Origin of the sequence: Kitasatospora sp. NPDC092039 (assembly GCF_044756065.1) — a bacterium.
In the GTDB taxonomy this organism is placed as follows: Bacteria; Actinomycetota; Actinomycetes; order Streptomycetales; family Streptomycetaceae; genus Kitasatospora.
Window position 1 is genome coordinate 21637 of record NZ_JBIVSD010000011.1, and the last position, 19494, is coordinate 41130.

At 69.9% G+C, this 19494-nt stretch carries 18 protein-coding genes; 8 read left to right on the plus strand and 10 right to left on the minus strand.

Annotated features, from left to right (window positions below):
* The first annotated feature begins 45 nt into the window (after positions 1 to 45).
* Positions 46 to 672 carry a DUF6000 family protein gene (locus ACIQI7_RS21775; RefSeq protein WP_401112506.1) on the plus strand — a complete coding sequence of 209 codons (627 nt, stop codon included), beginning with the start codon at positions 46 to 48 and terminating at the stop codon, positions 670 to 672.
* A 54-nt stretch (positions 673 to 726) separates the two neighbouring features.
* On the plus strand, positions 727 to 1002 hold the full coding sequence (locus ACIQI7_RS21780; protein ID WP_401112508.1) for a hypothetical protein: 276 nt from the start codon (positions 727 to 729) through the stop codon (positions 1000 to 1002).
* Positions 1003 to 1025: 23 nt separating this feature from the next.
* Here ACIQI7_RS21780 and ACIQI7_RS21785 read toward each other — a convergent pair whose 3' ends face one another.
* From ACIQI7_RS21785 to istA, 3 genes are read right to left on the minus strand one after another with little or no spacing between them, the layout of a single operon-like run.
* Positions 1026 to 3281 (minus strand): tyrosine-type recombinase/integrase, encoded by a 2256-nt coding sequence (locus ACIQI7_RS21785; protein WP_401112510.1) that lies wholly within the window; start codon positions 3279 to 3281, stop codon positions 1026 to 1028.
* Positions 3196 to 4581, minus strand: coding sequence for a tyrosine-type recombinase/integrase (locus ACIQI7_RS21790; protein WP_401112902.1), 1386 nt, complete (start codon positions 4579 to 4581; stop codon positions 3196 to 3198). The genes ACIQI7_RS21785 and ACIQI7_RS21790 overlap by 86 nt, the downstream gene beginning before the upstream one ends.
* Entirely contained in the window at positions 4562 to 5797 is a 1236-nt protein-coding gene (gene istA, locus ACIQI7_RS21795) for an IS21 family transposase (RefSeq protein WP_401112511.1), read from the minus strand. The genes ACIQI7_RS21790 and istA overlap by 20 nt, the downstream gene beginning before the upstream one ends.
* 869 nt (positions 5798 to 6666) lie before the next feature.
* On the opposite strand from istA, the gene ACIQI7_RS21800 reads away from it, so the two are divergent.
* Positions 6667 to 6981, plus strand: coding sequence for a hypothetical protein (locus tag ACIQI7_RS21800; RefSeq protein ID WP_401112513.1), 315 nt, complete (start codon positions 6667 to 6669; stop codon positions 6979 to 6981).
* 615 nt (positions 6982 to 7596) lie between these two features.
* On the opposite strand, the gene ACIQI7_RS21805 is transcribed toward ACIQI7_RS21800, so the two are convergent.
* Entirely contained in the window at positions 7597 to 8145 is a 549-nt protein-coding gene (locus tag ACIQI7_RS21805; RefSeq protein WP_401112515.1) for an NUDIX hydrolase, read from the minus strand.
* Between the two features lie 1242 nt (positions 8146 to 9387).
* Here ACIQI7_RS21805 and ACIQI7_RS21810 point away from each other — a divergent pair.
* From ACIQI7_RS21810 to ACIQI7_RS21830, 5 genes are all read left to right on the plus strand, one after another.
* Entirely contained in the window at positions 9388 to 11103 is a 1716-nt protein-coding gene (locus ACIQI7_RS21810; protein WP_401112516.1) for a hypothetical protein, read from the plus strand.
* Between the two features lie 241 nt (positions 11104 to 11344).
* Positions 11345 to 12028 (plus strand): hypothetical protein, encoded by a 684-nt coding sequence (locus ACIQI7_RS21815; protein WP_401112518.1) that lies wholly within the window; start codon positions 11345 to 11347, stop codon positions 12026 to 12028.
* The gene (locus ACIQI7_RS21820; protein ID WP_401112519.1) at positions 12025 to 12699 is read left to right on the plus strand and encodes a hypothetical protein; all 675 of its coding nucleotides are present in this window, start codon (positions 12025 to 12027) and stop codon (positions 12697 to 12699) included. The genes ACIQI7_RS21815 and ACIQI7_RS21820 overlap by 4 nt, the downstream gene beginning before the upstream one ends.
* Positions 12696 to 13322 carry a hypothetical protein gene (locus ACIQI7_RS21825; RefSeq protein WP_401112521.1) on the plus strand — a complete coding sequence of 209 codons (627 nt, stop codon included), beginning with the start codon at positions 12696 to 12698 and terminating at the stop codon, positions 13320 to 13322. The genes ACIQI7_RS21820 and ACIQI7_RS21825 overlap by 4 nt, the downstream gene beginning before the upstream one ends.
* 138 nt (positions 13323 to 13460) lie before the next feature.
* Positions 13461 to 13727 (plus strand): multiprotein-bridging factor 1 family protein, encoded by a 267-nt coding sequence (locus ACIQI7_RS21830; RefSeq protein WP_401112523.1) that lies wholly within the window; start codon positions 13461 to 13463, stop codon positions 13725 to 13727.
* A gap of 172 nt (positions 13728 to 13899) precedes the next feature.
* On the opposite strand, the gene ACIQI7_RS21835 is transcribed toward ACIQI7_RS21830, so the two are convergent.
* From ACIQI7_RS21835 to ACIQI7_RS21860, 6 genes are all read right to left on the minus strand, one after another.
* Entirely contained in the window at positions 13900 to 14214 is a 315-nt protein-coding gene (locus tag ACIQI7_RS21835) for a DUF6980 family protein (protein WP_401112524.1), read from the minus strand.
* Between the two features lie 312 nt (positions 14215 to 14526).
* Complete coding sequence (locus ACIQI7_RS21840) at positions 14527 to 15513, minus strand: hypothetical protein (protein WP_401112525.1); 987 nt, start codon at positions 15511 to 15513, stop codon at positions 14527 to 14529.
* A gap of 388 nt (positions 15514 to 15901) precedes the next feature.
* On the minus strand, positions 15902 to 16681 hold the full coding sequence (locus ACIQI7_RS21845; RefSeq protein WP_401112527.1) for a transposase: 780 nt from the start codon (positions 16679 to 16681) through the stop codon (positions 15902 to 15904).
* 675 nt (positions 16682 to 17356) lie between these two features.
* Positions 17357 to 17962, minus strand: coding sequence for a Fic family protein (locus ACIQI7_RS21850; protein WP_401112529.1), 606 nt, complete (start codon positions 17960 to 17962; stop codon positions 17357 to 17359).
* Complete coding sequence (locus tag ACIQI7_RS21855) at positions 17949 to 18671, minus strand: hypothetical protein (RefSeq protein WP_401112531.1); 723 nt, start codon at positions 18669 to 18671, stop codon at positions 17949 to 17951. The genes ACIQI7_RS21850 and ACIQI7_RS21855 overlap by 14 nt, the downstream gene beginning before the upstream one ends.
* A 141-nt stretch (positions 18672 to 18812) precedes the next feature.
* Positions 18813 to 19010: a hypothetical protein gene (locus tag ACIQI7_RS21860; protein WP_401112533.1), complete on the minus strand. Its 198-nt coding sequence runs from the start codon at positions 19008 to 19010 to the stop codon at positions 18813 to 18815.
* Positions 19011 to 19494 lie beyond the last annotated feature (484 nt).

Sequence of the window (19494 nt, forward strand, 5' to 3'; positions counted from 1 at the left end):
GTAAAACCGCTGGCCGCTGGGCGTTCACCGGGCAAAGATGCAGCTATGCGCCATGCCACCACTGACCCTGAGCTGCTGGGCTTGGTCCGCCGATTCGTCACGCCCGGACGGCGGTACCTTCGGTTGGGTGGAAGCCTGCTGCGGTTGAGTGGGCCTGAGCGCGTGGTGTTCGCGAGGGAGTTGGTCCAGGCTGCCTCGGAGATCACCCCTGCTGAGCTCGATGTCCTCTTCGAAGGCGGATGGCGAGAGCGTAAGACTGCTTCCTGGCTGGTCGTTGTAGCCGGCAGGACCGAGTTCCGCAGCCGTATCGGCGAACTTCTGCTGGCCAGCGAAGGGCCCTATGCCGGCGCGGCGTACTGCGTCACCCTCGCCACGTTCGGTGACAGCGCGGACGCCGATTTGCTGTGTCGGTACCTTGATCGCTATTTGCCGCGGCCTGACCTCGACTACGACCAGGGCTTTGCTCTTGGCGCACTGCTTCACCTCGATGCCGCCCTCGGGTCCGAGCGTGCATCCCGATACCTTGCCGCAGGTGGATTGTGGCAGCAGTGGACCGACGCTCCGCCGCCCAGAAACCAGGACCCCCAGAAGTATCGGCAGGTCGTGCACCAGCTCTGCTCCTTCGCCAGCGAGTGCGCTGAACTCTTCCCGGCACTGGAAAACGAGCACTGATACTTGACCGCTGGGAGCCCCGACTCCCGCGGGGGCCTCGATAGAGTCGGGGCGATGACTGGGAACCGAGGCCGCTGGCCAAAGACCGATGAGGATCGCGGCGTCGAGGACGTGACGCTCTTGATACTGGAATGGCTGGGCGAGCAGGGTGTGAACGCCATGATCAGGATGGACGCGGAGAGGCTGGCTGACAACGCGCCAGCGTGGACGTTCGCTGCCAGCGGTGGCCCGTTGGAGCATGGCATGCGAGCTGACGGCAGGACTGTCCAGCAGTGCATGTCCGTCGCTCTGTCCCAGCTGCGCGACGCTGGACTGTCGGTTCCGTTTTGATCTTCGACCGCCGTTGACGTCGATCACGATGACGGCTTCGTCGTTTCGACGGTTCCTGTGGACTGGCCGAAACCTGGCATGCCGAGTTCAACGGCGGTCGACCGCCTGTTGACGAGCGCGTCGATCTGGGCGAGCTTGTCGTTGGCGCCCGCCAGGCTGGCTTGCAAGCCCTCGACCTCTCCGAGCCAGCCCTCGCGCTCGGCCTCGGCGATGCGCGCGATGAGGTTGTCGCGGATCTCCTCGATACGGAAGCGCTGGTCAGGGTCTGGCCAGTGCATCGAACATCGCAGGCAGGCGTGTTCATGAATGCAAGGGGTTGAGAAAGCGCGTCCGCAGAGCCCGGTGGCGACCTTTCGCCGCTCGAAGTGGCCGAGGAATTCCTGCCACTCGGAGTCGGTGGGAGTGCGGTATTCCTCGCTCGAGCGAAGGGCTCTGCGACGGGCGAGGAAGGCCAGGTGGGACCTGATGGTCTCCTCCGGATATACGGCCTTGTAGCCGATCGTCACGGCTATGTCCTGGTGCCCGGCGATCACCTGGGCGATGTGCGGGGGAAGGCCGTTGAGGATGGCGTCCGTGATGAAGATTCGGCGGAAGTCGTGCGGGGTGTAATGCAGTGCGGTGCCGTCGGCCTGGTCGATCAGGCCGGTGTGGGAGAGGGCATCGTCCAGGAGCGCGCTGACCCGCTCCCGGGCGATGCGCTGCGGTTCGGCGGCGACGTGGCGTTGGAACAGCAACGGGGCCGGTGGCAGCCAGATGTGTTCGTGGTAGTCCCGGGCGCGGACGAGTGGGACCGCGCCGCTGGCGTCGCGGATCCGGCAGATGATCGCGCTGAGCACGTCGGCCAGTTCGGGGCTGACCACCAGAAGCCGTTCGGCATCGGTCTTGGACGGGGCGATCTGCAGCAGTGGGACGATCTCCCCGGTCGTCGGCAGCCGGTATTGGACCAGGCTGTGGTGGCTCAGCTCCAGCATCTCCTCGGCGCGGACACCGGTGTGCCGCAGAACCTCGATGATGGCCCAGGCCCAGAAGGCGTTGTCCTCCTCCCGGTTGAGCAGGCGCCGCTGCCCGGTGGCCAGGTCCTCGACCCAGACGTTGTCCGGGTTCGCGTGCGGCCGGCGGATCCGGATCAGGGTCTGACCGGCGGCACTGAATTGCTGCCCCGGGCCTGCCAGTCGTCCAGCGGCGAGCAGGGCTGCTGAGTCCCGGCGCTGCTGGTCGGCGGAGCGGACGAGGATCGGCAGCACGGGGAGCCGTTCGCGGGTACGGGCGTCCATTCGTGCTTTGCGCCGCCGGGTGGTCTTGCGCCGGTTCAGGTCCTGCTGGCTGACAGGGCAGGGCGCGACCCACTGACCCCACTGGCCGGGGTCCTCCAGGGCCCACTGGGCCAGATCCAGGTAGAACGCTCGGACGCAGGCCAGGGTGTCCTGGTAGCCGAGCCGCTCGACGGCGACCTGGACCCGGTCCCCGCTGCCGGTGGTGGTCGTGGTCCGCCGGGTGCGCAAGCGCTGCTTCCAGGCGGCTGCGACATCGGCGGCAAGACGCAGCGAGTCGATGCCGGGATGGTGCAGCTCCAGGTCCTGCCAGAAGCACTTGGCCAACTGGTAGGTCTGCCCGCGCAGCGTGCCGTAGTCCAGGGCGGGCTGTCGTTCCTTGAGATACTCCACCAGCAGATCGCGGATCGCACGGCAGGCGATCGAGTAGCGGTCGACGAGCTCCTCGACTGACCGCTGGCCGATGCTGCGGATCTCGCGCAGCGTGGGGACGCCGGCGCCGAAGACGCCGGTCTCGCGCAGTGCCCGGAACGTGGCCGAGCCGGAGCGGCGGCTCCCGCGCAACTGGGCCTCGACCGCCAGAACCTCCAGCAGATCCCCGACCCCGATGTCGGCCACCGTCCCGCCCTTGGCAGCGATGATCACCGCGGTGCGGAACAAGACGGCGCGACGGGCCAAGTCACTGATCCCGGGATCGGCCCGGCAGAAGTCGTCCAGCCGGGCGAAGCCGCCTGCGTCGCGGGAGCGGATCATGTTCCGCGCGAGCTTGCGCTTCTTGCCCCCGGTGAGCAACCAGCCCAGCGATGGCCGGATGACGTCGGCCCCGATCATGACGACCAGGGAACTGGTCATGGTCTCCAGCCGGGTCCGCGAGAACTTCCCCAGCAGCTCCAGCCAGCTCGCCGGGCCGTCGGCCCACCGCTCACCAGCCGCATCGGCGCCGCTCGCGTGCCAGCGCTCGTGCCAGGTCCGGCCCGGTTGCTCCTCCAACCAGTCCAGCATCAACATCAGACCGCGCCGACGAAAGTCGTGGCTGCGAGGGTCCTCCTGCCGCGGCGTCGCCTCGATCCACATCCGCAACACCCCGTCGCGGTCCATCTCGGCAGCAGGCCAGTGGGCCGAGACGGGACGCGGCGGAAACTTCGCGGTCTGCTGCTCGGCCGAGAGATGAGGCCGGGAGACCACAGGTGCAGCGGCCAGGAGGTCGGTGACGATCACGCGATACCCTTGCCGAACAGCACATCCATCGTCTCCGGCCGATAACCCGGCGCCGGAGCGGGCGCCTTCCGCTCGGCCGCCTGCCGACTCTGTTCAGCGTGATGGACCAGGACCGACGGATCACGTCTTCCTTGCGAGGCGTCAGGTAGAGCTGTGTCGTAGTGAGCTGAGCATGCCCGAGGACGAGCTGAACGTCCGTCAGCGGCAGCGCTGGGTCCTCGGCCATCCGGAACGCTGCAGTATGGCGTAATGCGTGGAGCGTCGCCGAGGTTCCCACCAGCTGATTCACCCGCTCGAACATGCGGTGCACCGCGTGATAGGTCAGCGGGCGGACCGGGCGTCGAAGCGTCCACCACAACGGCAGACGACGACCTCTCGGGATGAGATCGCCCATCTGGACCTGGTAGAGCCGCAGCCAGACGAACGCGTCGGTGGACGCCGGGAGTTCTTGAACCGCCCCCGTGCCCTTGCGTACCACCGAGATCAGCTGCCGCCCAGGGGCGACCCCGCCTTGCAGCGTCGACAACAGCTCCGAAGCCCGCGCCCCGGTGGAGACGTAGAACGCGACCAACGCCCGGTCCCGGTGCGAGGGGAGCTTGGCGAAGATCTCGTTGAACTCCTCATCCGGGATACTGCGCGGAATGCGCTTCGGGACACGGGGCCGGTAGAGACCTGTCCGCTCCTTGCGGTGCGGCTCCATCGGGTTGTGGTGCGCGTTCACCCGACCGCTGCGGCGTGTGCGGTCCAGCGGGAACGGGTTGACCAGCATGGGCCCGGTGGCGATGTCCAGGTGAAAGGCGTAGAAGCAGCGCAGCACCGTCTCGTTGTGCGCCCGCACCGAGGCCGCATACGGCTTCGCCGAGCTCGGCGACGGCTCCGATGGCTGCCCCGAGCGCCAGTGCGGACGATCGGGCTGTCCGTTGATCAGCAGCCACCGGCAGAAATCCCTCGCTTCGAGTCGCGTGGCGCGGTCCCACGACACGTCGATCGCCCACAGGAAGCGGAACCAGCGCAGCAGGTCCATCCCATAGGAACGCACCGTCGATTCGGTGCGGCCGGCTGCCTGCAGGTCACGGAAGTAGTCCGTCACCGCCTGGACGCCGACGCCGCTCGGGTCGACCAGACGGTACGGCTCCCATCGGCTTCCGGTCGCCAGCAACGACCCGACCGCAGGAACGACCAATGCGGCCAGATCTCGATGCTCTTCCTCGTCTCCGATCACGACCAGGAAACGTAGACCCTGGAGCGCGTATCCGTCCCCTGAACTGCGGAATCTCTGGCCGTAGTTCAGTCAACAGAAGGGAATTGCGCGCGACCGTCGGCGTCAGGTCGATCCCGCAGTCGTAGTCGTCCGCCGGCAGCGCCCGCAGCTGCTCGCGCTCGGCCTCGAAGTCGAACCCGATCGAGGTCGGCCGACCGTGGATGTGCCGGGCGTCTTCCGCGATGTCGATCGCGGCCAGGCGCTCGTTCAGCTCCGCCAGCGAGTCGACCGCAGGGGGCGGGACCAGGTGCTTTCTGCGGAACCGGCCGCCCTCGTGTTCAACCCCGCCCTTCTCGTGGGCGCCGTCCTCGCCGGGCGCGCAGTAGAACGCCGAGAACTGATACCAGGACTTGAACGACGCCCACCGGGCCGATTCCAGCCTGGAGCGCCCGAACAGCACCTGCTTTACCGCGGGCTTCAGGTTGTCGTAGCGGATGTGCACCGACGGCACCCCGCCCAACGCCGTGAACGCCTCCAGGTGCCCTTCCAGGAAGGCCTCCTGGGACGCGGTCGCATAGACCCGGTGTACCGCTTTGCCCGAGTAGCACAGCCGCAACGTGAACAGCACGCACTTGCGCCGCTGCCCGGCCAGGTCCAGCCAGAAGTCCGCGAAATCGACCTCAGCCTCCTCGCCCGGCCTCTTCGCCTGCGGCACCATCCCGTCCAGATGCCGACGACCCTCCAGGGTCTCCGCGCGGATCTGCGGGCGCCGCTTGGACACGTAGTCCCAGACCGTGGTGGAACGGGCCAGCTCGAAATCGTGCTCGGCGGCCAGACGCTCCATGATCCGCGGGATCGTGTGCTTCTGCTTCGCCGGTGCGTCCAGATCCTCGCGCAGCATCGCGTCGATGAAGCCCTTGACGGGCTCCAGCACGCTCTTGCGCGGCGGCGGCGACTTGCGCTTCGGCGGCACCGGCGACTCCAACGCCTTCCTCACCGTGTTCCGCGAGACCTTGAACCGCGCGGCGAGCTCCCGCCCTGACAGCCCCTGCTCACGCTGAGCCCGGCGGATCCTTTCGAACAGCCACTCACGTGACCTGTGCACCAGCGGTCTCCCTGACCTGGACCGTGATCAACAGGCACAGCGTGACGGCCGAACGGCGCAAGCCCCCGCGATTACTCCGAAAGCGGCATGTTCCACACCATCACACCGACTGGCTCCCAAACTCGCCGAAGAGCCACCGGCTCCCGAACAGGCCGAAGCCGTGGCTCTACTTCACCCCGGCAAATACACCTCGCCCGCATCGTCGTCGACGGCCGCGCCCTGTCGACGACAGGACCGCGCACTGCCCCGACATGAGCGTCCAGAGCCTTCACCAAGGCCCTCAAGGACATCCTGCGCGTCCTGTGATCTTGGGCCCTGGCGGTAACCGGGGCAGTAGGTTCGGGGAGGGACCCCGATGGCGAGGAGCGGTGGCAGAGGATCAAGATGCTCAAGCGCCAGATGTTCGGCCGCGCGGGCTTCCGTCTTCTCCGCAAACGCGTGCTGCTCGCGTGAAAGGGCCGGGACCCAGTGGGGTCTACTCAGGACTCCGATCGCGAGTCACGCATACGGCTGCCGCCTAACCGCCTCTTACTCCCACTGGTTCGGCCCTGGGGCCTCGGATGCCCCGGCGACACCTGTTGAAGCGACCGAGCGAGTATTTCACGTCCTGATCAACAAGCCCAGAACCACGGTCAGATGTAACGCACAGTTCACGGTCCACAAAACCTGAGCCAGAACCCGTTGTCATCTACGGAGCCACGAGCAGCCAGGCGCGATGGCCTCTTCGACCGCCTCCGCCTCCACCTCCGTGCGCGGCCCGCGGGTCCTCCCGGGCCATATTTGAACATGTTCAGATTCTTTGCCAGGATGACCCTGCAAGGCCGACGGGCGCTGGGCCTGAGCCGGTCCGTGGATGGGGGAGCAACGCCGTGATACTGACCTTCTTCCTGGCCCTCGGGGTTCTCGCCACGGTGGTTCCGGCCGCCGCGCTCGGCCTTGGCGTGGCGATGCTGTCGGGCCGGCTGGCGATGCCCGTACGGGGCACCCTGCTCGTTGTGGCAGGGGCGGTCGGGGCGGCGGCGTGGATGCTCCTGATTCCCGCCGGCCACGTGGGGACCGTCGCCGCCGCACTGTCCGCCCTGGCCACCCTCGTCGCCGGGGCCGCTGGCCTGGCCTGGTCCGCCCGCCGGCGCCTGGTTGCCCTCGTAAGAGTTCGCATGGACTCCCGGATCACCCGCATCTGACGCAAGCTGGCCAAGGTGCCCTACGCCGCACTGCGAAGCCACTCCTTCGGGGAAGAGAAGCACGGGTTTCGCCTCGAACCCCCGTTGCCCGGACGTGAAGGTCACCGAGTTTGAGGCCGACCACCGACGAACCGAGGCCGAGCTGCGCGCCGCGATGGCCGCGGTCCGCCCTGTTGGCGCCAGCCGTGAGGACGTTCTCGGATCCGATCTGCAGACCGTCCGGGACGCCGTCGCTACCTACCGCACCGACGCCCTCGCCGCGCTGGCCCGCTCGCCGCTCGCCGACGCCGAGGCCGACCTCGCCCACGACCGCGCTGCGCGCCCACCGAAGCCGCCTCACCGCCCAGACTGCCGCCGAACAGGCCGCCAAGGAAGCCCGCGCCGCCACCGCCGGCTACCTGCTCCTCGAGCGCCTGGAGACCGTACGGGCGCTGCGCGAGCGCACCGACCGGATCCGGCGCCGACTGCGGCGAGCACCGCGGCTGACCCCTGCGGGTGCGGGGAAGACGCGCTCCGCCCCTGAACCACCGCCCCCGCTCGGCTTCGGCCGGGCGGGGGCGTCTTCGTGCGTTCCGACCCGGGCGGCCGCCGAGACCGGCCATCGGACGGTGCAGGTCAGGGGCGCGGGCGGCTCAGCCGGTGCGGACCGAGGTAGTAGGAGAGGCCGGCATGCGACGGACCGTCCGCGACCTCGCCGCTGACCAGCAGCCTGACCACGTCGGCCTCCGGTAGCCACTCCACACGGGTCGACTCCGACACGTCCTCGGGCTCACCGACCTGGGTGCAGCCGGTGACGTGGTAGGCGCGGAAGTGGGCGTCGCTGATGCCGGCCATGGCGTCGTACTCGGTCAACAGCTCGACCCGGCCGGGACGCCAGCCGGTCTCCTCCTCGACCTCACGGGCGATCGCAACCGCCGGGTCCTCCCCGGGCTCGACCCACCCGGCTGGCACCTCCCAGCCCCAGCGGCCGGTGATGAACCGGTGCCGGTAAAGGAGGAGGAACTCCCCAGCCTCGTTGGTGACGACCGCACTGGTCGAGGCGCGCGGGTAGCGGACGACGTGGTGGTCGATCCGACCGACGCCGGGCACGTCGACGTCGTCGAGCCACACCTGGACCCAGGGGCTGCCGTAGACCTGTCGACGTCCGAACGTCTTCCACTCCACAGCGGCCTCCCTACATGCGCACGAGCTGTGCCCCCGACTCTCTCACGCGTGCGGCCAGCTCTCGCACGGGCCTCTCGGCGGTCCACGGAGCGACCGAGCGCTCGAAGGCGCGCGCGGAGGACGATCGGCTGGACGACGCTCCCGTTCGCGACGTCGAGGGCCTCGTGTGCGAGCGCGCAGGCGGCATCGAGGTCGCCTTGGGCGAGCCGGACCTCCGCAAGGTCGAGGGTGAGGACGGCAAGGCCCTTGACGTCCGCCGCGGCTCGCCGGTCGATGGCGGTCTCGAGCAGGCGCCCCGCCGCGTCGTGTTCGCCAAGGTGCGCATAGGCCTCGCCCGCGAGACCGTCAAGGCGCGGGCCAGTGAAGAAGTCGAGGCCGCCAACGGGCTCGTTCTCTGCGAGGTCGAGGTGGTGGGCGGCCTGGTCGAGGGCAGCCAGGGCCGCTGTGCTCTCGCCTCGCGAGGCGAGGTTGGGGCGCTTGAACACGGCCGGCTGACCCCCGCGGGTGCGGGGCGGACCCGCCGGAGCGGTGCCCGGGGCCGGGGGTGGTCGGCTGACCCCCGCGGGTGCGGGGCCCGTTGTTCGCCGCGCTGGAGGACGGCTGGCCCCCGCCCGCGCGGGGGAGACGTCAGCCCGACCGCGGCCAGCAGCTCGGCGTACGGCCGACGCCTTCGCCCGACTGGCCCATACATCGCTGGCCGACGCGTAGGCCGACCTTGCCCGCCGGAACCGTCTCACGGCCCAGGCCGCCGCCGAGGAGGTCTCCGAGCGGGCTCGCGCCGCCACCGCCTCAGCCTCAGACCGGCGCCGATCTTGCCCGCACCGTCCTGCACGCCGCCCGCCAGGCCGCCCGCACCAACGGCACCATCCCGGCCCAGCGGGCCGCTCGCACGGACCGGCCCGCCACCACCGCCCGCCGCGTGCCCGCGCGAGCCCGAGCCGATCGCCGAGGAGTTTCTCGCCCTGGTCGCCGCTCACGGCTGGACCCTCGGCACCGCCGGCGGAGGCCTGCGCGACCGCTGGCCCACGCTCGTCGGCCCCGACGCCGGAACAGACCTTCGCCGCAGCCACCGTCGCCGCCCACACCGGTGCCCCCTGGGTCCGGGGCTACCTGGCCGCAGGCCACCGAAGGGCCTCAACTCCGAAGGGCACCACGAAAGTCGAGGCTGCCACTACGCTCCGGACGGCACCCCTGTCCCCGCACCGCCACAGCCTGTCGGAGTTCCCCGTGTTCCGAAGCACCATGCTGTACAGAACCACCCTGACCATCGACTGCACCGACACCGAGCAGCAGCCGGACATCTTCAAGACCGTCCGCGGGAACGCCGCCGCCTGGCTGGACAGCAAGGGCTACGGCGCCGAGGCCCTCGGCTCCTCCGGCCAGCACCAGCTCGACGCCAGCACGACCCTCGACGTCGTCGGCTCCTACAGCCCCGACGGTGACGAAATAGGCCTTCGCCTGCAGTTCATAGAACAGCGGGCGCAGCGGTGGACGACGACGCTCACCGCCGTCGGTCCCGACGCCGGGGGGACCGGCCTGGTGGCGATCGACCTCGAATGCCACAGCGCCGGCGTCCTGCCGCCCAGCGGGCCGCCCCGGATCATCCGCGAACTCGTCGCCGCGCTTCCCGTCATCGACGGCCTGGCACCCGAGGCCGACGGCGGCTGGGCGCCGGTGACCCGGCTGACGGCCTCCCCGCAGCACATAGGAGCAGGTGACGTCGACCACCTCCTGGAGGTCCTCACACATCAGGACCGCCGCCGGCCGGTCATCGTGGCCGCCCGCCCCCACCAGCCGTCGGGTGACTGGACCTGGCGCACCGACAAGGCCTGGGGCGGCGCGGCCGGTTTCGCCTCGCTCTTCCTGCTCACGGACCAGGCGGCCGTCCAGGCGTTCCGGCGTGAGATCGGGCCGGACCACTGGGTGGCCCCCGGCGCGGTGCGCACCTACCTGCCCGGCGTCGATCCGGCCTGGGCCGCCGACGGGTACCGCCACCGGTTCCTGACCTACCAGCGCTTGAACGACCGGCGGGACGAGGCGTGGAGGCACATCGCCAGCGGGGTCCAGGAACACACCCTCGACTCGCCCGTCCCCGAACGCCTCGCCGGCCTGGTCCTGCTGAACACCAGCCCGGCGCCGCAGTCCCCCCAACGACGGCCGACGCCGTCATCGACCCACCTCAACCCGGCCGAGGCGCGCAGCGAGGTCAGCCGCCTCACCACGATGGTCTCCGCCCGCGACGAGGAGATCGCCCGGCAGCAGCGCATGCAGCTCAGCCTCCAGCACCAGCTCAACGACGCCAATGCGAAGCTCACCGCCTCCGAGGCCAGCAACGACATCGAGCTTGCCGAGCACATCGACTCCCTTGATCTCCTGGACCGCGCCAACCGCGAGATCAGCCGGCTCCGGGTACTTCTGATGACGCTCGGCGCCGGCAACGAGGCCTACGCCCAGCAGGACGCCGAGGACGCACCCCGCACCTTCGAGGCCGTCCTCGACCGCATCGCCTCCCTTCCCGGCGTCCAGTTCACCGGCGACCGCTCCCGCACCCTGCGTCTGGACGACACCGACACCCGCAAGGTCCCGGGTTGGGCCCGTAAGGCCTGGCTGGCCCTGCAGGCACTCAGCAGCTACGCGGAGATTTCCACGGGCGAAGGATTCAAGGGGAACTTCCGCGAGTTCTGCCTGCGCAGCCCCCGCGGCGCCGTCGTCATCTCGGGCAACACCGTCGCCATGGTCGAGTCGGAGGACACCCTCAACCAGTGGGCCAACGAGCGCGTCCTCCCGGTGCCCCCACAGGTTCGGCCCGAAGGCGAGATCCTGATGGAGGCCCACATCAAGCTCGACGTCCGGGGGTCCATCTCCCCCCGCATCCACTTCTACGACGACACCGCTGGTCCGACCGGCAAGGTCCTGGTCGGCCTCATCGCCCGTCACCTCACAATCAGCAAGACCTGACGCGCAGGTCTGCCGGGACGGCGATCCGCCGCTACGGCGCCGCCGGCGTCCACGCCTGTGAGGCCTGCCGGGCCGAGAACCGCCCGGCGGTAGTCACTCGCTGGGGGTCGGCGGTGCCTGGTCAGGATCGCCGTACCAGCGGGTTCGACCGGCTTACCCGCAGCAGTTTGTTGTTTCAGCCGCTCCGGCCTCGGAGGGCTCGGACGCCGAGGTCGTAGGCCTCGGCGTCCGCATGCAGAAAATGATCAATGAAGGGGCGTTCGTCCCCCGACTGCGCGACGAAGCGCCCACCGAGGACGCCGCCCAGGACGCGGAACCCGAGGTGCAGGCCGAACAGCCCCCCTCCCGGCACATCCTCGCCTGCGCCAGCACCCTGCGCATCGCACCCGGTCCGATCGACGAGCTGTGCTGCGTGGCCCTGGACGAGGACACCGCCGACCGCTGCAAGCGCGGCGTCTTCGAGCCGGACGAAGGTCAGTGGGTCCAGATGCCGGTGCCCGCCCCCAGGACCCGTACCCGTGCCCGTACCGCGCCGGCCGGCGGTCCGATGTGGGTCTGGGAGGTCAACCCCCTGCTGGGATACATGGACTCGCTGCGCTGGCTGCGCCAGCACTGCGCAGGGCACCACCAGTCGGAGGCGCCGGACGCTACGGCCGTGGAGCTCGTCGACTTCCACCCCGGCTGGCACGCCCCGTACGTTCTCCGCGACCGGCCGGAGGGCTTCGCGCTCCCGGCCGAGCCGGCGGAGAAGCCCCAGGGCAGGGAGCACAGCAGGGTGGTCTGCGCCGGCGACGACTGCCACAACTCGACGGTGGTCCGCGGCGTCCGGCCCGGATGGCTGTGCTACGTGTGCACCCGCCGCGCCGGACGGCGGACGGCGACGCACCGCCGCTGGCAGCAGTACCCGAGGACGGAGGGGCAGTGACGAGATCGACCTACATGGCCAGGGGCCAGAACCCGGTCACCTGGGTGACCAAGGGGTACCCGTCGGTGCTCGTGGGGATCCTGGACAAGCACGGCGGTCTGCCCCGCACGGTCCCGCCCCTGGTGCACCACGAACTCAACGGCCGTACGCCCGCGCAACTGCGCGAGCGCATCGAACGGCGCTGGTACCTGCACTACGCGCGGCTGTCGAAACCGGAGCTGGCCGCGCGCGCCGACCTGATCGCCGAGGACCTGGTCCGTCCCGGCGACTGCCCGGAGCCCCGGTGCGAGGACGGCTGGCTGCTGGACCCCTACGACACGAGCTGCGGCACATGCAGCCGCGGCCGCACCGAGGTCCACCACACCGGGCAGGACGAGGTCGTCGACGGTCCCCGCTCCGCCCCGGAGAACGTCGCGCGGGTCGCGGCCGGCATCCGGGCCCGCATGCGCTCGGCGCACGGCGCCCCCCGCGGCGAACGAAGCCGCCACGTCCTGCGCAAGGACCTCCAGCCGCACGTCCCCGCCCCCTACGCCCGCGAGCCTGAAACCCCGTCCGAGCAGGAGGCCCCCGGCACGCCGCCGCGCTGGAGCCTTCGCGAACCCGAACCCGACCTCGCCGCCGGCCAGAACCCCCCGTGGGCCGCCGCCGACCGTCAGGAGCCACGCCCGTGAACCCGAACGTCCCCGCCAACAGCGTCACCGCCGTCCTGCTCGCCGACGGCTGGCACGACGTCAAAACGGCCACGTTCACGATCGGATCCGACCTGGCCGCCCCCCTCGCACTGCCCCGGCCGGGACGCCGTGGCCGCGCCGCCGCGAAGCGGCCGGCCCCGGCCGCTTTCACCTTCCTCACCACCGACGGCGACCGCATCTCCGGCCCGCTCACCTCGGTCCTCGCCGTCAAGAGCCCGGCGCCCGCACCGGCGCCCGCACCCGAGGTGCCACAGTGGTGCGGACTCTGCAACGACGGAACGCCCACCGACATCGTCGGCCAGCGCTGGACGCAAGGCGATCGCGGCATCATGCGCTGCCCCCGCTGCCACCCGCACGCCGGCGCCACGGCCGAACCCGCCACCAGCCCGTGGTGCGGCCGGTGCCAGCACACCGCCGCCCGCTGGATCGTACGGCGCACGGAGCGCAACGGCGCCACGGCCTTCCAGCCGATCCCCTGCCCGCACTGCCACCCCTCCCCCGAACGGCTGCTGGAAACCGTGCCCGCGGCCCGCCAGCCGTACGAGCAGTACGTCGCGCTGGTGGCAAGCGACCACCCGGACAGCTCCGAGAGGGCGGTATGAAAAGATCTGCCCGATTTTTCTCCGTCTCGGGACCGATCGGCGGGGAAGGGCAGTTGGCGGGGCCTGCCGCTGCCCTCGCGGCCTGGGATCGAGACAGAAGAAGGCTGTCGAAGCCGGGCTCTGCGGCATACTGCGGCCATGAGTGAAGAATCGGCACGGCTGGCGCGAGCCCTCGTCGAGTTCCGTGAAGCCGAAGGTATCTCGGAGCGCGAGCTCGCACGACGTACCTGGCTGAGTCACGCGACCATCAGGACCTTCGAACACGACCGTGGGGACCTGCCCACTCCGACCGTTGCCCGCAGGTTCGAGGAAATCCTCGGCTGGGCTCCGGGGAGCATCAAGGCCACGCCGTCCGAAGCGACAGGCCTTGAGACATCGGCTGATTCTGGCTCAGGCCTCGTGTAGGCGCGCTGGTCAGGGCTGCTTGCTGGACCAGTTCGACGTCGCCGGCGCTGCTCGCCTACTACGTCGTCCCCCGTCTGGAACTCGTCGTCTGCCGGATCGCACCACCACCGGCACGCTGATCGACCGGCCCCCCGCGCTCACGGGGAGGACGAGAAGTCGATCAACGGTTGCTTCACTCCTGACGTAGCGAAGCGAGCCAGGCCCCGTCCTCGAACTCGGCAGGGACCTGGTCTTCCCACGGATCGATCCCGCGACGCTCCAGTTCGTCGAACCAGCGATCCCGCTGGGACTCGGGGAGGCGCTGTCCGCACCAAGGGCAGAAGTCGATCCCGATGCTCGCCGTGCCGCCGTCGTGGACGATCAGCCCGTACTCCTGGAACTTGGGCCTGAAGCGAATCAGGGCGTCTGGGCAGGTGAAGGTGTCGTCGTGCTGGTCGCACTGCCAGTTCACCCGGCTCGTCATCGTCTCGCAACAGTGGTCGGTCACGGTCTCGGCTCCTCGTTACTCAGCAGGACGACTGGAAGTAGATCATGGTCCGAGATGGTCCCGGGGTGGGACAGGGAGAACTGACGACGTCCAGGGCGCCCAACCGAAGGTCCGCCGCAGCGCCGCCCGTGGCAACGACGTCCTGGAGACGGTATGCCGGGATGCCGTGACCGCCCGGCTGCTGCCCCTGATGACGCTCCCCGAAAACGGCCACCCGTGCGACAGGGTTGGCCAGACCTGCTCACCTTGATTCCCCATGGGGTTGCCCGACCCGGACGAACGCCACACCCCCCCATGGAACGCGCCGGCTGTTTACTGCATGACCTCCAGGTGCGGGTGATCGAAGGAGGCGGGGCAGTAGTAGAGCTGCATGTCGTAGCTCCGTCCGATCATGATGCCGATGTCCTCGTCAGAGTCCCGGTCCTCGACCGGATCCCAGCCGCTGCCGTCCAGGGCACTTGAACTGATCGTCAGCAGCGGTCTCATGACGCACTCGCAGGTCGTGCACCGCATGATTGACGGATCGCTGAAACTCCACGGGCCCCAGCCGCCCACCTTCCACCCCGGGGCGACGGACAGCTCATACTGGTAGTAGCGACGGAACTCCTCTTCGTACAGGTACCTCGGGTCAGTGCCGGTGAACTCCTCTTCGCACCAGTCCCCGATACGCTCCGCGAGGTCCGGTTCCAGCTCCAGCAGAGCCGGGTACTCGGTCACCACCTCGGGGTGCAGTACGCACGGCTCGGGCAGGTAGTTGCCGTGCCCCGACACGTCCGCGGGCTGCGGCGGCTCCACCAGCAGCGCGCCCGCCGCGGCAGAGTCGCGCCACACAACCTGGGCGGCCGGCATCCAGTTCGGGTCGTGCTCCAGCGGACACCACAGCACCTGCAGCAGGTCCGAATCCGCAGGGCACGGCAGCCCGGGGATGTCTCTTGCGTAGAGCTGGGCCACCGGCAGCAGGGCATTCGGCTCCTGGCTCCATGGATGACCCACGTACGTCGCATCGAGCGCCTCTTGCTCCTGCGCGGCGGGACTCCCGCCCGCCCAGTCCGTCCTGTGGAGCTCGCGGCGACGCCGGACGTCCGCCAGTGACACCGGCAGGTCGTCCTCCGGGTGCGGGCCGCCACAGGCCGGCCACGGCTCGTCGGCGGGCCACAGGAGCGGGCCGCCGACCGAACTGTCGCGAACGGTCGGCACGCCCAGCCGAGGGTGCAGGCGGACTGCCTGCCGGGCCAGCAGCGCCAGTTCCGGGAAGACCGCAGCGATGTCCACGCGGCGCGGCGGGGTGGTACGGGCCATTGAGACCGTCCTTCAACGGAGCAGGAGACAGACGAGCGGACCCTAACCGCTGCCACCGTCAACCACAGTTCCCGGGTCCGCGCCACAGCAGCAGACCGCGGACGCGGCCAGGGGCTGGGCCCTGCATGCCCAACGCCCGTCACTCCTCAGCCTCCTCAGACGCTTGAACGACCAACGATCTGAGGAACGGGAGCAAGGGCGGGGAAAATCCCGAATCCTCATCACCCCGCCAAGGGCCGTGCCCGGGGTTCTGTGTTCGTCACCCCCCGACGCTCTGGCCCCGGCACGGTGCAGCGATCCCCGACTGCCCGGCGCGGTCAGGCTCCGGCTAAAGCTTGTTCCAGAAGTCCGGGTGTGGGCAGGTCGGTATGCGCTCTGACCTGCTGGTTCACCGGGTTCGGGCGAGGTTGTGCATGTGGGCGACGGCCTGCACCGCGTGGTGCAGGCCGTCGCCTTTCTGCCGGCAGTCCCGGAGGATCTTGTAGTTCTTCATGCGGGCGAAGGTGTGCTCGACGCGGGCACGTACGCGGCGGTGTTCGGCGTTGTCCTCCTCCTGAGCTCGCAGCAGGGGGCGGCCGGCGCGTTTGCGGTGGGGGACGACCAGGCCGGTGTTCAGGTAGGCGCCGTCCGCGAGCACGGTGGTGCCCGCGCACGTGGCGGGTAGGTCGGAGGCCCGCCATGCGTGGGCGTCGGCTTTGTTGCCCGGCACGGGGCGGGCGGTGGCGACCACGAGGCGGGTGTCGGCGTCGATGACGACCTGCACGTTCGCGGAGAACCGGTAGTTGCGGCTCGATGCCCCGACGCTTCGGTCGCGGACCGGGACCAGGGTGCCGTCCACGATCCACAGCCGCTCCACGCCCGGGGCCGGGCGTGGAGCGGCGTCCAGAGCCAGGAGCGGGCCGAGGCGCTGGACTATGCGGCACACCGTCGCCGTCGAGACCCCGAACAGCGGCGCGAGCTGCCGCATGGTCAGGTTGGTCCGGTAGTAGACAGCGACCAGCAAGATCCGGTCAGGCAGCGGCAGGCACCACGGCCTGCCGCCGCCCGGTCCGTTGCCGCCCCGCTCACGCACCACACGCACCACACGCACCAGGCTCTCGAACTGCCGCATCCGCAGCCCCGCGAACGTCTCCACCCAGACCGGCTCAGCCCGAAGCACCCCACCCATACCGGAGAAATGCCCTCTCACCGACCTTCTGGAACAAGCTTTAGCGGGAGCGGACGCCGCACTCCGGCGGGCAGGTGGCCGTGGTGGTGGCGGGCGACGGCCTCCAACAGTGCCTGGCGGGCCCGGCGCCAGCGGACGTCCTCGGTGCGGCTCCCACCAGGGCGCGGCCAACTGGCCGAACTCCTCCCAGGTGGTGCGCAGGGCGGCGTCGACGGCGGCCGGTGACCACGGGGGCTGGGTGCGGGGAGCGCGGACGGTGTCGGCCAGGACCCGGTCGGCGCCGGGCCCGAGCGCCCGCCTGGTTCGGCCTGGCCGCGCCCCGGTGTTGCCGTGGTTCACCAGTCGGGCTGGGCGGCGGCGCGGCCGGCAGCGACCGCGTCGTCCTCACCTGGGCCAGGTGGGGCAGCTCCCGCTCGTACCAGGTCAGCGCGGTGCCCGGCATCGCCAGGGCCAGCGCGGCGACGGCGGCCAAGGCGATCCGCTCCCCGCCGGTGATCTCCGGCAGGGTCTCCAGGTTGGTCGCGCCGAGCAGCACGCCGCCGTCCAGGCGGTAGCGCAGCTCTGCAGCGCGCGGGCCTGGCCGTAGGAGAGGGGGCCAGGCCGGTGTCCGGGCACACGTCGAGGGCGGAGAGCACCTTGGCCCGGCGGAAGTTGTCGGTGCTCTCGTCGAACGCTTCAGTGTCGGCGGCGATTGAGCACACCGATGAGAGCGGCAAGGTCGGCGGCACCGGCCGGGTCGTCCGCGTAGCGGGTGGTCTGGAGGGGGCCGACCTCAGGAAGGACGATGTCCTCCCGTGCCAGAACATGGACCAAGGTCAGCAGCGCGGCGCGGGCGTTGCCATCGGTGAAGGGGTGGAAGAACGCCACGTCGAGGTAGGCGCGGGCCGCGCGGGCCGCCAGCGGGATGTCCGAGTCGGTCGTCTCGCGCAGGCAGGAATCAAAGTCGGCCTGCGTGTGGGGGGTAAGACCGTAGCGCTCGCGGCCGGTCTTCGCATAGGCGTCGCTCACGCGGAACGCTGCTGGTGCAGCGAGGACTTCGCGTTGCCAACCAGCCAGGAGTGCGAAGTTCAGCGGGGTCTGGCGTGCGGCATCTTCTCGGGCCAGGGTGACTGCGGCGAGCAGACGTTCGGAGCGAATCGGGTCACGCCGGCGCACCGGACCCTCGCACCAGGACCGGAACCCATCGCGGTCGGTCGGGACCCGTCGTAGAGCCGGTGCGTGTTGCCAGTCGGCCTCTTGGCGTACGCGCAGCCAGTCCGAAAGGCTGTCAGTAGCGGTCATGGAACTCCTCAAGCGCCGCCCTCTCACGGTGGTCCTGGTACGGGGCGTGGCCGGTGAGGCCGACTGCGAGGTCCTCGCCGACGGATTCGATCAGGGTCCGTTCCGGGTAGACCCAGCTCTTGAACCGACCGCCGATCGCGCGCTCCACCGCTCGCGCGGCTTCGGCTCGGTCCATGCCGGTGCTGGTGAGGAACCAGCCCAGGACGATCGAGGTCTGGCCGCGCCACGCGTTGTCCGCGCCAGAGTCCAGCGTGTGGGTCACGAGCCGGATGCAGGCCCGTTCCAGGTGCCAGCTGCGATCCTCGGGTGAGGCGTCCGGCGGCGGCGCCAGTTCGGCGAAGCGCTGGGCCGTCCGCTCCAGCCAAGCCCGCCACTCCAGTAGCGCAGCGACGACGCGTACTGCGGTCTCGTCGGGGGTTGTCACCGAGCTTGACGCGCTGCCCCAGTTGCCGATGGGCCCACCATCGCGGTAGGACCAGCTCCATCCCCAGGTCCAGGTGCCGTATCGCTCCCGGAGGACCGCGTCCACCTGGCTCTCGCACCAGCGTTCTCCCTGCCACCAGCCAGCCATACCGGAGAGCACGGGCGGCACCCACTCGCGGACCAGCGAGCGGAGGCGTTCCTCTTCGTACTCGTCCCAGGCGAACGAGTGGCGGGCAGGGTCGAACTGATCCCAGCCCCGAATGCCCTCGTAGGTGACGCGGGGCACACGGTTCTCGGGGAAGGGCAGGATGTCGCGGTTGTACGTCAGGGCTGGCCACTCTTCCTGTCCGATGTAATCGACCCATCAGTCTCGGCTCAATGCTCCTGGGACCGCGAACGGTTTTTTCGAACCGCGCCGGCTTGCCTGTCATGCCGCTGCCGCCTTCTCATCGTCGCCGAGCACACTGAAGTCGATGTCCAGGTGGGCGTCGTAGTCGTCGGGGGTGATGCCGAGTTCGTGGGTGGAGTACTCCCCGAAACGCTTGATGTGCTCGGTCAGGTACGGGGAGACCTGCGCGAGGTCGAGCGGGTCGACCGGGCGCCCCTCGGCCTGGAGCTCGCGCACGACGTCGGCGATGTTCCAAGGTGCTGTGGAAGATCACCAGGTTGGCCAGCAGGAAGGTGAACTTGGCTGCGGCCGCCCGGGCGGCGGACCGTGAGCAGGGAGCGTCGACGGTGGTGGACCCGTGCGGGAGGGGCGGTCGTTAGGGGTAGCCGTCGATATCTGGCCCTTCATGATGTGGGCGGGGTGCGGGCGCCCCGGGCCGAGTAGGTCTTCAGACTCGGTCAGGGGCATCCCGCAGTGAAGAGGGCCGATCCGGCCGGTTCGTGCGAAGTCGACGAGCACGTTCATCAAGGTCACGGCAGTGACTGTGACACTCTCCCGGGCCTGTGCGCACTCCGATATCAGCGCGGTGCGGTGCCTGCCCTGCCCTGTCGGGCGTCTACGAGCGGCAGAAGACGGGCTGCCGCCGGCAGGTCCAGTTCGCGTGGTGTCGGACCGGCCGGAGTGCGGCTGCCGCGGGCAGCGGCGGGTCGATGCGCAGCGG

Coding starts and splice junctions, on each gene's coding strand:
- ACIQI7_RS21775 (WP_401112506.1), top strand. CDS start 46: ATGCGCCATGCCACCACTGACCCTGAGCTGCTGGGCTTGGTCCGCCGA.
- ACIQI7_RS21780 (WP_401112508.1), top strand. CDS start 727: ATGACTGGGAACCGAGGCCGCTGGCCAAAGACCGATGAGGATCGCGGC.
- ACIQI7_RS21785 (WP_401112510.1), bottom strand. CDS start 3,281: ATGTTGATGCTGGACTGGTTGGAGGAGCAACCGGGCCGGACCTGGCAC.
- ACIQI7_RS21810 (WP_401112516.1), top strand. CDS start 9,388: ATGCTGTACAGAACCACCCTGACCATCGACTGCACCGACACCGAGCAG.
- ACIQI7_RS21815 (WP_401112518.1), top strand. CDS start 11,345: ATGATCAATGAAGGGGCGTTCGTCCCCCGACTGCGCGACGAAGCGCCC.
- ACIQI7_RS21830 (WP_401112523.1), top strand. CDS start 13,461: ATGAGTGAAGAATCGGCACGGCTGGCGCGAGCCCTCGTCGAGTTCCGT.
- ACIQI7_RS21840 (WP_401112525.1), bottom strand. CDS start 15,513: ATGGCCCGTACCACCCCGCCGCGCCGCGTGGACATCGCTGCGGTCTTC.
- ACIQI7_RS21845 (WP_401112527.1), bottom strand. CDS start 16,681: ATGGGTGGGGTGCTTCGGGCTGAGCCGGTCTGGGTGGAGACGTTCGCG.
- ACIQI7_RS21850 (WP_401112529.1), bottom strand. CDS start 17,962: ATGACCGCTACTGACAGCCTTTCGGACTGGCTGCGCGTACGCCAAGAG.